12 protein-coding genes and 1 tRNA gene are annotated in these 15277 nt (G+C 43.5%); 8 read left to right on the top strand and 5 right to left on the bottom strand.

The genetic code is table 11. The features are described from left to right. Nucleotides 1–20 precede the first annotated feature (20 nt). Nucleotides 21–105, bottom strand: a tRNA-Leu gene (locus OSC7112_RS29590). 198 nt (nt 106–303) lie between these two features. On the opposite strand from OSC7112_RS29590, the gene ndhL reads away from it, so the two are divergent. The 6 genes from ndhL to OSC7112_RS29565 all read left to right on the top strand — a co-directional run bounded on the left by ndhL (nt 304) and on the right by OSC7112_RS29565 (nt 7167). Further along, nucleotides 304–519 (top strand): NAD(P)H-quinone oxidoreductase subunit L, encoded by a 216-nt coding sequence (ndhL, locus tag OSC7112_RS29585; protein WP_015179358.1) that lies wholly within the window; start codon nt 304–306, stop codon nt 517–519. Then, nucleotides 520–825: a DUF3007 family protein gene (locus OSC7112_RS29580; protein WP_015179357.1), complete on the top strand. Its 306-nt coding sequence runs from the start codon at nt 520–522 to the stop codon at nt 823–825. A 292-nt stretch (nt 826–1117) separates the two neighbouring features. Beyond that, nucleotides 1118–1915 carry a tryptophan synthase subunit alpha gene (trpA, locus tag OSC7112_RS29575; RefSeq protein WP_015179356.1) on the top strand — a complete coding sequence of 266 codons (798 nt, stop codon included), beginning with the start codon at nt 1118–1120 and terminating at the stop codon, nt 1913–1915. 512 nt (nt 1916–2427) lie between these two features. Beyond that, nucleotides 2428–3075 (top strand): DUF6658 family protein, encoded by a 648-nt coding sequence (locus OSC7112_RS29570; protein ID WP_015179355.1) that lies wholly within the window; start codon nt 2428–2430, stop codon nt 3073–3075. Nucleotides 3076–4293: 1218 nt separating this feature from the next. Beyond that, the gene (locus OSC7112_RS36420) at nt 4294–4476 is read left to right on the top strand and encodes a hypothetical protein (RefSeq protein WP_015179354.1); all 183 of its coding nucleotides are present in this window, start codon (nt 4294–4296) and stop codon (nt 4474–4476) included. Nucleotides 4477–4755: 279 nt separating this feature from the next. Beyond that, the gene (locus tag OSC7112_RS29565) at nt 4756–7167 is read left to right on the top strand and encodes an ATP-binding protein (RefSeq protein WP_015179353.1); all 2412 of its coding nucleotides are present in this window, start codon (nt 4756–4758) and stop codon (nt 7165–7167) included. Between the two features lie 271 nt (nt 7168–7438). On the opposite strand, the gene OSC7112_RS29560 is transcribed toward OSC7112_RS29565, so the two are convergent. From OSC7112_RS29560 to OSC7112_RS29550, 3 genes are all read right to left on the bottom strand, one after another. Beyond that, nucleotides 7439–8770, bottom strand: a complete 1332-nt coding sequence (locus tag OSC7112_RS29560; protein WP_015179352.1) for a serine/threonine protein kinase — start codon at nt 8768–8770, stop codon at nt 7439–7441. A gap of 91 nt (nt 8771–8861) precedes the next feature. Continuing rightward, nucleotides 8862–9857 carry a pentapeptide repeat-containing protein gene (locus tag OSC7112_RS29555; RefSeq protein ID WP_015179351.1) on the bottom strand — a complete coding sequence of 332 codons (996 nt, stop codon included), beginning with the start codon at nt 9855–9857 and terminating at the stop codon, nt 8862–8864. A 191-nt stretch (nt 9858–10048) separates the two neighbouring features. Then, on the bottom strand, nt 10049–11734 hold the full coding sequence (locus OSC7112_RS29550) for a hypothetical protein (RefSeq protein ID WP_015179350.1): 1686 nt from the start codon (nt 11732–11734) through the stop codon (nt 10049–10051). Nucleotides 11735–11804: 70 nt separating this feature from the next. Between OSC7112_RS29550 and OSC7112_RS29545 the strand changes: the two genes are divergently transcribed. Then, nucleotides 11805–13304 carry a phytoene desaturase family protein gene (locus OSC7112_RS29545; protein ID WP_015179349.1) on the top strand — a complete coding sequence of 500 codons (1500 nt, stop codon included), beginning with the start codon at nt 11805–11807 and terminating at the stop codon, nt 13302–13304. A gap of 288 nt (nt 13305–13592) precedes the next feature. Here the strand turns inward: OSC7112_RS29545 and OSC7112_RS29540 are convergent, their stop codons facing one another. After that, nucleotides 13593–14603, bottom strand: coding sequence for a leucine-rich repeat domain-containing protein (locus tag OSC7112_RS29540; RefSeq protein WP_150111630.1), 1011 nt, complete (start codon nt 14601–14603; stop codon nt 13593–13595). A gap of 178 nt (nt 14604–14781) precedes the next feature. Between OSC7112_RS29540 and OSC7112_RS29535 the strand changes: the two genes are divergently transcribed. Further along, the gene (locus tag OSC7112_RS29535) at nt 14782–15255 is read left to right on the top strand and encodes an ABA4-like family protein (protein ID WP_015179346.1); all 474 of its coding nucleotides are present in this window, start codon (nt 14782–14784) and stop codon (nt 15253–15255) included. Nucleotides 15256–15277 lie beyond the last annotated feature (22 nt).

Here is a 15277-nt window from a genome sequence, read left to right as displayed (position 1 = left end):
TCGCAAATGATTGAAATGGATGGGGGCGGAGGGACTTGAACCCACACGACCGTTTCGGGTCAACGGATTTTAAGTCCGTAGCGTCTACCATTCCGCCACGCCCCCCTTTGGTTAAGCTGCTGTGGTTTTGAGCCACTAACAGCAACAGCCTTTTATTCTACAGCCAAAACCCCAATTTACGCAACCCCTAATCAAAAAATTCCCAAAAGTCGCGCTGGATCTCCCCAAGCGGTACAATAGTTAACCAGCTAACGGAGCGTGTCAACTGACTTACCCGTGTTATTATTCCCCTAAAGCAAATCTATGTATATTACCTTACTGCTTTACGCCGTCTTGGCAGGAACCTACCTCCTGGTAGTACCCGCGGCCACCTACGCTTACCTGAACAGCCGCTGGTACGTCGCCACCTCTTTTGAGCGCGGCTTCATGTACTTCTTGATGTTCTTCTTCTTCCCAGGTATGTTTCTCCTAGCTCCTTTTTTGAATTTTCGGCCCAAACGGCGGCAGATTGAAGCCTAAATGCGACGTATTGACGTAATTGGAATCAGTGTCGGCTTTTTTGTAGCAGGTGGGTTGGTCTACTTGCTACTGCAATTTGCCGGACTCGACAGTATGAATGCAGGGATTTGGAGTCAGTTATTTTTGGTCGCCGGCTTGATTGGCTGGCTGGTGACTTATTTATTTCGAGCGCTGACTCAAAAGATGACCTACAGCCAGCAATTGCAAGACTACAAAGAAGCTGTCTTGCAGAAGCAGCTCGATGAACTCACTCCTGAAGAATTAGCCAAACTTCAAGCCGAAATAGAGCAGGAAAAAGATAATTAGTCAGTGGTTAGTTGTCAGTTGTCAGTTGTCAGTTGTTAGTTGTTATATCATATCCGGTCGAGCGACCGAGATTTTTGTAAGGGCGGGTTCACCAACAATACATCCCAACAATCTCCAAGCTCAAAAACCCGCCCCGACCGGGATATTATGGTTAATCGATCGGACATGATATTAGTTGTTATTAGCTAATACAAACTGCTAACAACCAACTGCCAACAACCAACAACCAACTGCCAACAACCAACTGCCAACAACCAACTGCCAACAACCAATGACTGATGACTAATAACTAATGACTATTTCTAATTGTTTTGAAACGTTACGCAAGAACCACCAATGTGCATTGATTCCTTTTATTACTGCAGGCGACCCAGATTTGGAGACAACGGCTAAAGCACTGCAAATTTTGGATGATAACGGTGCAGACGCGATCGAGCTTGGCGTTCCCTATTCTGACCCGCTAGCTGACGGGCCGGTGATTCAAGCCGCTGCTACAAGGGCTCTACAGCGGGGAACGCGGTTAGATGCGGTGCTGGAAATGGTAGCGAAAGTTAGTCCGAATTTGCGATCGCCCATCATTCTCTTCACATACTACAACCCGATTTTGTACCGAGGTATAGAAACGTTCTTGCAGCAAATCAAAAGTGCTGGAGTTCAGGGATTGGTTGTACCAGACTTGCCCTTAGAAGAAGCAGACAGTCTCATCCAACCTGCCAACAAATTAGGGATTGAACTAACATTATTAGTTGCTCCCACCAGTCCCAAAAGTCGTATAGAAGCGATCGCTCGTCAATCTCAAGGATTTATTTACTTAGTCAGTGTGACGGGGGTGACGGGAGTGCGCGAAGGCTTAGAAACGAGAGCAAAAGAATTGCTGCAAGAACTTCGCGCCGTCACCGACAAACCCATCGGCGTCGGGTTTGGTATATCGCAACCCGAACACGCTCGCCAGGTGAAAGAATGGGGTGCAGATGCTGCGATTGTTGGCAGTGCTTTTGTCAAACGCTTGGCCCAAGGAACTCCAGAACAGGGTTTAGAGGCGATCGGCGAATTCTGCAAAAGTCTAAAAACAGCGATTCAAAATGCTTAGCAACTTTACAGATACTTTCAGCCATTAGACAGATGTGTGCGATCGGGATGTGCCTGCACAATTGCGATTAAAGACCTTGTTGTACTTGAGATCATACACCACTTTCCTTCTAGTTCCTGACTAGAAGGTTTTTTTTGACCCCAACACGCACAACATTTCAACATAGTGCGCGCATGGAGAACCAAACAGCTATCTAGGGAAACGACATTGCCTTGTCCGGTGCGGGGTGCTGCGAATTTTAATAATTGGTAGAAGATTGAGGATTATCCATTCCTTCTTCCTGATTGCTGATTTCTATCCGCTCGCAAAGCCTTATTCCTTATTCCTTATTCCTTATTCCTTCTACTATAACTTAAGGAATGTAACTTGGGATAGATGAAAAGCTACGGTTTCTATTCGTATAGTTAAAAAAGTGTTTAAGTGCCTAATTTGGTTATGCAAGACATCTACAAAGCCACAAGGCATTTGAGCACAAGGCATTTGAGCATTTCACAATAGAAAGGAGCATTTTTATGAACAGACTAACTGCATTTGTGAAAAAAATTCGAGCTGTACAAATCTTAACAGTGTTTCTGGCTGGCATTTTAGTATTTGTGAGTACGGCCTGCAGCCGCCCTGATATGATGGCAGGAAAAACTGATGTAACGGCAGGAAAAACTGATGCGAGGATAGGAAAAACTGCCGACCAAATTAGAGAAGAAGTTCCTTCGGGGGCTGTAACTTCCGAATACAAAGGCGGCATGAACAACTACAGCGATGACGACCCCAGAAACCAAAAGATCACATCAGCAGAAGCAAAAGCTCAGCTTCTCAAAGAGCAAGCGCAGCACCGCATCGATACTAAATCTAGCAACAATGTAGGGGAAAACGTGCGGCGAGTAGCGGACGACGCGCCTAACAAACTCGACCAAATTGGCGAAAAGGTGAAGGAAGATGCTCGCACCGCTCAGCGCAAAGCTGATGACTTTGGCGACAAAACCAAACAAGGCTTTGCTAATCTTAAAGAAAACACTCGCGAAGGCTTGAAGGGAGCAAAAGATATTGTTAAAGAAGCCACGCAGGGAGCAAAAGAAAGAGCAGCAGAGGGTACTGAGTCTCTGAGATATAATACCAGCGGCGGCCAAGAAAATATCAATGATGCAGCACGAGATGCAAGATAGAACGCTGAAGCTGCCTCGGACAATATTTGCTAGAAAGTGAATCGAGATATTGACAGAACTCAACGAGGGCCAGAAAGAGCGGCAGACGCGATCGACTAATCTCAAATAACGCTGTTTCCCGATCGGGAAGCTAGATTCCGACAGGGGTTTTAACCTCTGTCGGAATTTAGGTAAGGAATGAGAATTAAATAACTTCCACTCTTGAAAGTGGGACGGGCGGGACGCCCATCCCACAATAACAATTAAAATTGTAAGTTATTTAATTCGCGATCCTAAAGTCAATCTATTTTAGATTTGAGATTAAAGATTAAAGAATTGAAGCATTGACTCAGCCCAAAAAAGGATACCGTGCCACGTACTCTTATCGTGGAAAGATCAAAATTTTAGATCCTAGTTCAAGATCCCAGATTTATCTGTGGGGTAAATCTAAAATCTAAAATCTAAAATCTAAAATCTAAAATCGACTGACTTGCGCGAGATCGAGTCGGGGGCTCCTTTATCGGATACAGGTTTTTTATTTGTGGACGGATGAATTCGGGGGCTGGTATCCTGGATGCTTGATTGTCATGTGAAGACTACTGCCTATTACTATTTGATTTGGTTTTAACCCCTGGGAGGGCTATTAGCCCGGAAGTACAGTGCAGGGGGGAGTTTCAGCACAATGCAACGGCCCTGTCCTTTTCTAGGGGGGACTAGAGTGGCACTCCTTTCACGATGGATTCTTTATAATTTCTATAGATTGTATTTGGACTTTTTAAGGTAATAACTTTTTTACCGGCGTAGCGGAAATTTGGGCGATCGAGCTACAGCGGTTCTCAAAAAAGTGAGGTATGCCCTACGCGGGCCGATGCCCTACGCGGGCCCATGCCCTACGCGGGCCCATGCCCCATGCCCACGGAGGCCGATGCCCGCGGAGTACCTCATATGAGAGCTCGAAAGGCTATATATTAAATTCAATTAATTACCCATTGTATTTTTTAAGACATGATACGGCAGTGTTTATACGTGTATTTTGCGTTCATTGAATCGTATTTGAGATTAACCCCAGAAACTTATACGTAAGTAATAAGCTTTAATCACGCTCGCCAAAGTATAAAATGTTGTTTTTTAATAGATAATTGGATTTTTTGATCGACAGCTCGAAAATTATGGTGTTTATGCCCTAAGATAGATAGACTAAGTTTTGTCAAGTTAATGTCTGGGTTGAGGTCAGCCGATATGGACACAATAATAAATGCAGTATATTTGACTGGGGTAATACCTGGATATCGCCCGATCGCGCAATTGTACACAGATTCTCGATCGGCTATCGATCGGTTCCTGCGCGAGAAAGACCAACCACCCGCCGCTAAAATTCTCAAACCTACCTCGTTGTGGTTGAGGATTTCCGGAAGGCGGTAATGCTAAAATTTAAAAAAGTTGCATTAGCGACCGTTAATTGGGTCGGTAGAAATAGTCCTCAACCGAACAGACATTCTTGACGAACTCGAACGCAGATCGGTTATTTACAAATATATTAAACCTTCCAATCTTTTAATTAATCTAGACTGTTATCTGCCAGATGGAGGTGTATAAAATTTAGCAAAAAGAGGCTGCGGATTCGGGATATATTCGAGCCGTAATCCGTAGCCCATCGACAGGGGAAATGGAGGCAAACCTTATCTTGGGAATTCTGTTTTGATGCTAGTAACGATGATGCACGACTTTTATGATGCGCTGGCAGATTTGGCAATCTATGCAGATGCCGCACCGACGGAGCGCCAACAAATCCTTAAGCGCGTTGGGGCTAGTCAGAAAAAACTCAAAGAATTCGCGCACCATACGCCGCTCAATTACCAACACAAGTTCGATCTGGTTGAGGCAGAATTGCTCGGCGTTTTGGGACAGACAGCAGAAGCAATGGAACTGTACGATCGAGCTATTACCGGAGCTAAAGCTAACGAATATGTCTATGAAGAAGCTCTTGCCTGCGAACTTGCTGCTAAGTTTTACCTGTCGTTGGGAAGAGAAAAAATTGCCAGACTCTACATGATAGATGCCTATGATTGCTATGTCCGCTGGGGAGATAGAGCCAAGATTGACGACTTAGAAAAACGTTATCCTCAATTGTTAAAACCGATTTTAGAACCCGCAAAAGTCCCTGCAAATCCATTAGCAAATTTTGCAACACCTGCTGGGCACAATCAATCGCTTCATCCATCCATTCATCCATCCATTCATCCGTCTGTTTCGGCGAGCGTCTCAGATTTCGGGAATTTTTCAACACTGTTAAAAGCTTGTCAAGCGCTCTCTAGTGAAAGAGAACTCGATCGACTGATTGCCAAACTGATGCAACTGGCGATGAAAAATACAGGAGCTGACAAAGGAGCGCTGATTTTGCCAAACGGCAATCAATGGGAAATCGCGGCTACAAGCGCGCTCGACAATTCTGGACTCGAGTGGGCGATTGACTTATCATCGGCAAAACTCGATGAAAACAGCGATATCTTGCCCCTCAAAATTGTTGACTGCGTTAAAAATTTATTGAAACCTGTGATTGTTCGGGATCTGGCCCAACAACGCGATTGGGATTCCGACTCGTACATTCTCCAATACCAACCGCAGAGCCTGTTGTGTTGGCCGATTCTCGATCGAGGCAACTTAGTCGGCATTTTGTATCTGGAAAATCGCTTAACCGCAAAAGTTTTTACCCGAGATCGCCTGCAACTTCTCAATCTCCTGTGCTCCCAGGCAGCCATCTGTTTGCAAAATGCTCTGCTCTATAAAAACTATCAGGATTACAACCAACAATTAGAGCGATCGCTAGTACAAATTAGCAGAACCGAAGCTCAGCTTGCCGATCAGAAAAAAATGCTCCAAGCGATTCTTGATGTCGCTCCGATTTGGATTTGGATGGTGAATCTCAGTGGTAAAGTACAGTTTTTGAACAAGACATTTTCTCAAGATGTGGGCGTGCCTCTGAGCGATTTCCTAGCTGTCGATCATTATCAAGATATACTGGGGGAGAATGCAGCGGGCTGTATGGTTTCAGATGCCGCCTGCCTTGCTCAAGATTTGCCGCATTACTCCAGCGAAACTCTCAGATTGGTGGACGGGCAACTACACGATTTAGAAATCACGAAAGTGCAGTTAAAAAATTCCCAGGGCGAGACAATCGGGATTATTGGTTTGGGTGTGGATGCCACTGAGCGCAAGCGAGCAGCCGAACTTTTGCAAGAGCAAAATCAACAGCTAGAACGAACTTTAAAAAATTTACAACAAGCACAACTGCAAATCGTGCAAAGCGAAAAAATGTCGGCATTGGGTAATTTAGTCGCCGGAGTTGCCCACGAAATTAACAATCCGATTGGGTTTATTTCTGGCAATTTAAGCGAAGGTAAAAGAAGTTTGGAAGATGTTATCGAACACTTAGAATTGTATCGCTCCGGTGCATCGCAATCGGAAATAGCCGACCACGCCCAAGAGATAGACCTCGATTATCTTTTGGAAGATTTACCGAAGATGGTTGATTCAATGCAACTCGGGTGCGAGCGCATTTGCAGCATCAGCAATAGTTTGCGTACCTTCTCCCGAGGTGACAAAGACTACAAAGTTCCTTTTAATATTCACGAAGGCATTGATAGCGCTATTTTAATTTTGAAACACCGCCTCAAAGCAAACGAACACCGCCCGCAGATCGAAGTGATAACTAAATACGGCAATCTCCCTAAAATCCAATGTTTTCCCGGTCAATTGAATCAAGTTTTCATGAACTTGCTTGCCAATGCGATCGATGCCTTAGAAGAGTCAAATATAGGACGCAGTTTTAGCGAAATTACCGCCAATCCCAACCGCATTACGATTTGCACGGATACAGTCGGCGAAGGGTACATTAAAATTAAAATTGCTGATAACGGCACCGGGATAAAAGAGGAAGTTAAACAGCAGATATTCGACCATTTGTTCACGACGAAAGGTGTCGGAAAGGGAACTGGATTGGGGTTGGCAATTGTCCACCAGATTGCGGTAGAAAAACATGGCGGAAGCATTGAGGTGAATGGAGAGCCAGGAGTTGGCACTGAGTTTGCGATCGTTTTGCCTGTGAAGGGATAAATTTGAATTAATAATCAATGTTTTTTGGGCGATCGCGTAATAAGATATACTGACTTTGATTCGGATATTTTTTTGAAAGCCTTGGCATAACTCTTTTAAAGTAGCATCAATTTTTTGATCGAGCAGTCTGGTTTACAAGCTGTTGCTCCTTTACTTGATGAACCGGGAATTAGTTGTATTTTAGACACCCTATAAGTGAGCACGTAACCCATTTTTAGTTGGGAGATGTCTATTATACAAAAAAATCACCAAGGCTTCGCCATACAAAAAATTATCTTAAATTTAACCAATCTTGAATTTCTTGCGCTAACCAAGCCGCCTCAACCTCTTTCAACTTTTTTGCTAAAATATAAAAGTAATTTCCCCTATCGTTACCTGAACGAATCCTGATTTGATTTCCCTCACTCATGCTATATATAAAAGTACCCAAAATTTCCGAAATTTTCCCAGTTTGTTGTGAATAAGTCCACCCAAATATCTGATGTTCCAGTTTAAAGTAGTTCCGGTTAAATGTAATTTTATTACCCTGACCCAAAAAATGTACTAAGCTACTTGCTATAATCGTAAACAATCCTAATCCAATACTAAAATTTAATTGCCAGAATACTAAGATTATCGGCACAAATAGCAGTATAATTAATATTCCCATAAAACCAACTGAAAAAGGAGCTCTGACTAAATCAGAGGGAATTTTAATGTTTAACTCCGTCGCTGATTTGCTAACTTGAATGCGACTGTGACGCGGTTTAGCAATTTTCCTCACAGTCTCAATTTGAAGATTAGCCCCTTGTATGTTTCCCGATTTCAAAGCTGCTAAAGCCTCTCTAGCCTCGCTGAAACGCTTTTCTAACGCGATTTCCGTCATCTTCTCAATCCAGCTTACCAAACTGGGACTCACACTCACGCGATCGCTAAACTGAATCCGAGAATCTTTCTGTGGCAAATCCGCAGGAGTCGCCCCCGTTAACAAATGGATTAAAGTAGCTCCCAAAGCATACAAATCGGAACCCGGAACCGCCCGGCCCCAAAACTGTTCTAAGGGTGCATAGCCACTCGTTCCTACAACTGTAAACGTTACGCCTGTCACCGCCGCTTGAGCTTGCACAGCGCCAAAATCTACTAGATAAACGTGCTTATCTTTGCCCCAAATTAAATTACTCGGCTTAATATCTCGGTGCAAAACCGGGGGACTTAATCCATGCAAATAAATTAAAATTTCCAGCACTTCAGTGGCAATTTTTTGCACGTTTTTCTCGGAAAATTGCTTGCCTTTTTCTAACAATTCCTGAAGCGAACACCCCGGAATATAATCTTGCACTAATCCAAACCAAGGCAATCCTGCTCCGGCTTCCCGCTCCAGGGAAAAATAATCTCGATAGCAAGGAATGCGGGGATGATTTAGCGCCTGCAAAACTTGTGCTTCTCTTTCAAAAAGCTTGAGTTCTTCCCACTGCATTTCCGGGCTAAAAGCTAACATTTTCAGCGTCACCTGTTCTTGAGACGCTAAATCTACTGCTAGCCAAGTTTGATGACCGGCCGCTGTGCGTCCTAAACGCTGTTGCAATTGATAACGTTCTTGTAAAATTTTTCCGGGAGCTAACACAGCATTGCCCTCTTTTTTTTAATTATAGGAAATTGCCTTAACTATTAAATGAACTATTTGGCCGAGAGCGTTAAATTGCTAGTACAAGTAATTATCCGTGCATTTCTCCATTCGGCATAATTGTACCGCGCCACTGAGCACCCGTTAAATTAGCAGTGCTCAAATCTGCCCTAATCAAAGCTGTGCGGTGCAAAATTGCCTCCCGCAAATCTGTTCTAGCCAGGTAAGCATCAGTCAAATCAGCTTCACTCAAATTTGCCTGATTCAAATTAGCTCGACTCAAATCAGCCCTTACCAAATTAGCTCGACTCAAGTCAGCCATAACTAAATTAGCATTGCTCAACTTAACATCAGGAAGAAATGCACCGCGCAAGTTAGCGCCAGCCAATTCAGCATCAATTAACACAGCTCTTTCCAACTTAGCATTTGTCATTACAGCCCAGGAAAAATTTGTTTCTACCAAAGTTGCTTCAGTCAAAAATATGCCATTTAAAATAGCTTCGCTCAAATTCGCCTGAGTCAAATTTGCTTCTCCCAGAAATGCTTCAGTCAAATTAGCGTGACTGAGATTAGCTTTAGTCAAATCTGCACCTTGCAAATTGACGCCCCGCAAATCTGCACCTTGCAAATTTGCACCCCGCAAATTTGCACCTTCAAAAATCCGCACCTCCTTCCGCAAATTTGCACCCCGCAAGCACGCCCCGCGCAAATCTGCACCTTGCAAATTCACACCTCGCATATCTGCATCGCTCAAATTTGCATCAATAAAAACTGCTAAAGAGATGTTGGCTTTGCGAAAGTCTGCACCTTGCAAAGTCGCTCCGTGAAAGTCGGCATCGGACAAATTTGCTCCGCTCAAGTTTGCTTGATTTAAGTTAGCACCGCACAGCTTTGCATTAGTTAAATTTGCGCGCTGAAGGTTAATTCTGCTCAGGTACGACATCGCTAAATTTGCACCCCAGAGGTCAGCACTGCTTAAATTGACGCCAATTAAATCTGCACCGCTCAGGTATATCCCTCTGAGATTCATACCTTGAAAATCTAGTTCTCCTGATGTATATCGCCTTAAAATTTCGCTGGCATTCATATTTGTTTTTGTGGTGAATTAGATACAATCTGCTATTTCTAGCCTTGTTAAGTTTCTGTTCGCGCGGGCGGATTTAGTTTTTGTAGCGCCAGACTTGAGTCTGAGAAATTTGATTGAATTTCTTGAATTTCAGTTGACGCAGACAGACTTAGTTTGTGTTGCCCCAGACTTGAGTCGAGCATTGAATGAGTTTAATTGACAAATTCTTGAGTCCACAAGACTGTTTTGCTACCTAACTGTCGCCCGTGAATTTTCACATGAGTAAGATATTTTGATTTTAAAGTACACAGTTTTTTGTGAATGTATGTAGCTGTAGCCTGTTGGTTTGGTACTTCAGCAGACTCCAGAATCACATGGAGCCAACCGTCTTTAAATCCTACTGTAGCAGCAATTCCTTTAGGCTGTAGCAATTGATTGATCAATTGGGCGATCGCCTTTGGTTTGCCTTGTTTTGCCATTTCCAGAAGCTGATACTGATTTGCTTTATGGCTAGAGTTTTCCTGCGGTATTTCAGAAGAAATATTGTCGGTCATGTTTTCGGGTACTTCAGAAGGATATTTCCCGCTTTCTTTTGACTCCAATTCGATCAAAAATTCCAGCAATTTATCGGTAAATTTCTGAACTTTTCCTACATACTCTCTGAGATTTTTATATTTCCAGTACAAACGCTCCTCTGCACTTCCCGTAGAAAATTTTCCGTTCAAAGCAGCTTCTAACTGGGTGAATATATTTTCTATTTGCGCCGTTGCGGAGTTAGCACTTTGACTGACTAATTCTGTCATTTCTTCTTCCAATTCCAACTTGCGTTTGATGGAATCGCTAATATTTATAATAACAGGAGCCGCTGGTTCTAAAGTTTCGATAATAGTCGGCATTTCTGCAACTGGGAATGTTTCTACCATTTCCTGTCTGAAATCTGTAGCATAATTATTGCTGGTTTCGGGTTCTTTAAACTGTACATTTTCTGCCGTGTCCGGCACTAAGTAACTCTTCTGGGGGTCATAATGATAGTGAGGGGGAGCAGCTTGAAGGAGGTGAGTAATCTCGCCTGGATCGAAATAATCGGTGCGCCTGTCCACCAGCTCGCTCTCTTCATAAACACTGTTGTGTAAATGTGTCTGATCGTAATCTTCACTAGCCGAAGATTCGGCTTCATGGGGTTCTTCCTCTTGCCTTTTTGCGTAACAAGGATTCATCGCTTTGATAATTACGCTCGCAGCTTGGTCGTTTTCATCTCTGTTGTCGAGATTGCTAGCAGTTCTGTACAACTGAGATTCCAGTTCGGCTAGGCTGCCACAGACATTAAACAGTTGTCGCAGTAGATTGTCAAGTTCTTGAGTTTTCAGCAGTAGCCAGTCGCGATCGCTAAAAGTAAACTGGTGATAAAGAGTAGAAAAAATTAGGATTTTCGCCCTCAGCGGATTGGTTTGCTGCAAAATTTTTTGTCTGACATCAAATAAATTGCCTGGGTTTATGGCCCTTTCTTCGCTGCTGGGTACTTCCGAACTAAAGTGCTCTTCAAATGCGGGAGCTTCCTGACCCCCAAAACTAGATATGTTTAATTCTAATTTGGTGAAATCTTCAAATTCATACAGCCTGCTAAGTTGACAGATTATGAGGTCTGCTACTAAAGCATACTCGGTTTTTTTATTAACCTTAGAGACTATACTATTTAAAACTGCTTCAATATCTTCTAACCTGCTGTATTTGGCGCACAGTTCTTCAATTAAAATCCTTACATCTGCGCTGGCGAGTTGGGCGGGGTCATTTTCCCAGAACTCTTTACAAGCAAAAAATATTATTTTTTTAATGCGCGAGATATTGACGTCTTGTTCTAATTCGCGAACAACTTCATCTAAAATAGATAAAGCTTTCATAGTTTTCCTCCCATAAAAATACCCTGTCAACACTCAGCAAGAAATAATACAATTATACCACATTTGATAAATGCAAGACTTTGATTCGATCGTAATTGGCAGCGGTATTGGCGGCTTAGTCGCCGGCTCGATGCTAGCTCGCTACGGCAAGCGGGTGCTCGTCTGCGAGAGCCACATCATAGCGGGCGGGGCAGCTCACAGCTTTTCGCGCCGGGGATTTCACTTTGATTCGGGGCCTTCTTTTTATTGCGGTTTGACTGACCCCCGGTCGTTCAATCCTTTGCGGCAAGTTTTTGATGTTTTGGAGGAATCGATCGCAGCAATTTCCTACGATCCGCTGGGGCATTACCACTTTCCGGAGGGAAGTTTGCCGGTTTATGCTGATGCGAGAAGTTACTTAGATGCTGTAGCTAAGTTCGCACCGCAAGGAGCTGTAGAATTACAGGAATTTCAACAAAATTTATTAGTTTTGTATGAAGCTTTGCGTGGAATTCCGGCTTTAGCGCTGAGATCCGACTGGCAGTTGATACCTGTTTTGCTATCTCGGTACTCGCCTGCTTTGCTGAAGCTGTTGCCGTTAGTAGGTGCGATCGCGGGTTCAGCAGGTTCCTTGATGGATCGGGACGTGCGTGACCCTTGGGTGCGGCGTTTGATAGATTTGGAGTGCTTTTTGCTGTCTGGTTTGAAAGCCCACGGAACTGTCGCGCCGGAAATAGCTTTTATGATTGGCGAACGATCGCGCTGTGCGATCGAATATCCTGCAGGTGGCAGCGGTGCGATCGTGGATGCTTTAGTTCGAGGTTTGCAGCGCTGGGGAGGAAAATTGCGCCTGGGAGCTCCCGTCGAGCAAATATTAGTTGAATCCGGCAAAACCACCGGCGTTCGCTTGAAAAATAGCGAAGTTATCCGCGCCCCAATTGTCATTTCAAATGCCACAATCTGGGATACTTATACAAAGTTACTGCGCCCTGAAGATTTGCCGGAAAGCTACCGAAAAAGCGCTTTGTCGATGCCTGCTGTAGACAGTTTCATGCACCTGCATTTAGGAATTAAAGCTGAAGGACTCGAAGGTTTGACCGGCCACCACGTCGTCGTTCACGACAGCAAGATTGACATTACAGTACCCGGAAATACTTGCATGATTTCGATTCCTACAGTGTGGGACGCAACTCTCGCGCCGCCAGGACATCACGCCGTTCACGCTTATACATTAGAACCTTACGAAGGTTGGGAATATGGCGAATTGTATCAGCAGAAAAAGCAAGAGCGATCGCAATCTCTGTTTCAAGCTTTAGAAAGAATTATACCGGATTTGCGATCGCGGATAGTCTTAGAGTCGATCGGCACACCGCTAACCCACGCCCGATTTTTGCGCCGATATCAAGGAACTTACGGGCCTGCAATCGCCGCCGGCAAAGGCACATTTCCCGGGCCGCAAACACCAGTCAAAGGCTTGTATCGGGTGGGAGACAGCACCATGCCGGGAATTGGCGTCCCCGCCGTCGCAGCATCGGGTATTTTGTGCGCGAATACTTTGGTAAATTCCGATGTGACAGCACAATTTTTGTAAATTGGTAGAGAAAATGGGCGGGTTTTGCCAAAGATATTTTCGGCAACTCAAAAAATCGATCTACCCGCCCTTTTTGAACCAGTAAATTGCTTGCTGGAGCGCTGATGAGTTAAAAACTGATTATCCACCAGCGGCAAAAGCGCCCATAATTGCGATCGACAAAGCCAAACCTGGCAACAGCAGCAATCCTAACATCAAAGCATCGTGTCCGCTCATCACTTTCTCCTGATATTGACGTTAAACATTATACTCTATAAACCGCCATCTTGCCTCGACCTTAATAATTAATTAAAACCTGCAGATTGATTCAGGATTGACAGGGCAAATTTTATTAACAATGGGATTCCCGCGCAAGTCCAGGGTAGTTAACTTGTGCAAAGATTCCAGGGAACTGATATCAGAGATTTGATTGTTGTACAAGTCTAGTAAAAATAAATTATTTAAAGCTTGTAGCGCGCTGCTATCCGAAATCGGATTGTTGAACAAATAAAGTTCTGTCAAATTAGTTAACGATTTCAGCGGACTGATGTCTGATATTTGATTGTTACCGAGGTTGAGTTCAATTAAATTAGTAAGCGATGTCAAAGGACTAATATCTGATATTTTATTTTGGAATAAAACCAATTTATTTAAGTTAGTTAGAGCTTCCAGCGGAGTCAGGTCAGATATTTCATTTCCGAATAGAAACAGCGTAGTCAGATTTTTTAAGGAAGCCAGCGGGGTGATATCCGATATTTTATTATTGTAAAGGTAGAGTGTCTGAAGTTCAGTTAAATTTTCCAGAGGAGCGATATCTGAAATTTGATTGTTGTAGAGAATCAGCGCATTTAAGTTAGTTAAATTTTTTACCGGAGTGATGTCGGAAATTTTGTTGTCAAACAAGACAAGTGCGGTAAGATCGGTTAGACCTGCTAGGGGACTGATGTCTGAGATTTGATTGGTATCGAGAACGAGTACAGTCAGATTTATTAGAGATGAAAGCGGACTGATATCTAATATTTGATTGACATCTATAACCAGAGTTTTCAGGTTAGTTAGAGATTGCAGGGGAGCGATGTCAGATATTTGATTGCTGCCGAGGATGAGATTAGTAAGTTGAGTGAAAGATGAGAGGGGGCTGATATCGATAATTTGAAGATTTTTGAGGTTAAGTTCTTTTGTATTAGAAAGCAGTTCGTTGGCTCGATCGCACTCAGAAGTGTCTGAGATTTGCAACAGTATTTCTAGGGTATGTTTGGCGCTGGGCGAGAGACTTTCTTTGTGCTTGCACCACTCGGAAAAGTTATTATAAGTTGTCATGGGCTGTGCTGCCTTAATCGATTTTCGATGGGAAATTTGAAATTTTAGATAAGTATAGCAATTCTCTTTCATTTGTGAATGAGATTTTTTTCGGGTTTTGAGAACTTTTAGCAAAAATTGTGTAAAGTAATCTTAATATCCTTAATTGCATTGCCTTCGCAGGAGCCAAGAGCCAACTATGACACCAGAACTAATTTTTAATGCCGGTAATCTGTTCGTTGTGCCTTTCTGGGCAATTATGATTTTATTACCAAACTGGGGAATTACCCGAAAAGTGATGAATTCCTTCATTCCGTTTGCAGTGCTCGCCGCTTTATACATATATTTGTTTGGTAGCAGTCTAACTGCGGAAAATGCGGCAGCTTTGTCGAATCCCAAGCTAGCAGATATTGCTAAGTTTCTGGGGGAGGAAACGGCGGCTGCTACGGGATGGATACATTTTTTAGTGATGGACTTGTTTGTCGGGCGCTGGATTTATTTGGAAGGACAGCGGACAGGAGTTTGGACGGTTCATTCTTTGGCTTTGTGTTTTTTTGCTGGGCCGATGGGATTGCTTTCTCATATTGTAACTGCTTGGATTACTCAAAGGTTTTTCCCGAGTTCTGAAAGTCTTTCAGGGGCGGGTTCTGGGGCCCAGCCACAAGAAAATTGATGTATTGGGGAACGGGTTCTCT

This window comes from Oscillatoria nigro-viridis PCC 7112 (genome assembly GCF_000317475.1).
Taxonomy (GTDB): Bacteria; Cyanobacteriota; Cyanobacteriia; order Cyanobacteriales; family Microcoleaceae; genus Microcoleus; species Microcoleus nigroviridis.
This window is presented reverse-complemented; position numbering and strand designations above follow the sequence as displayed.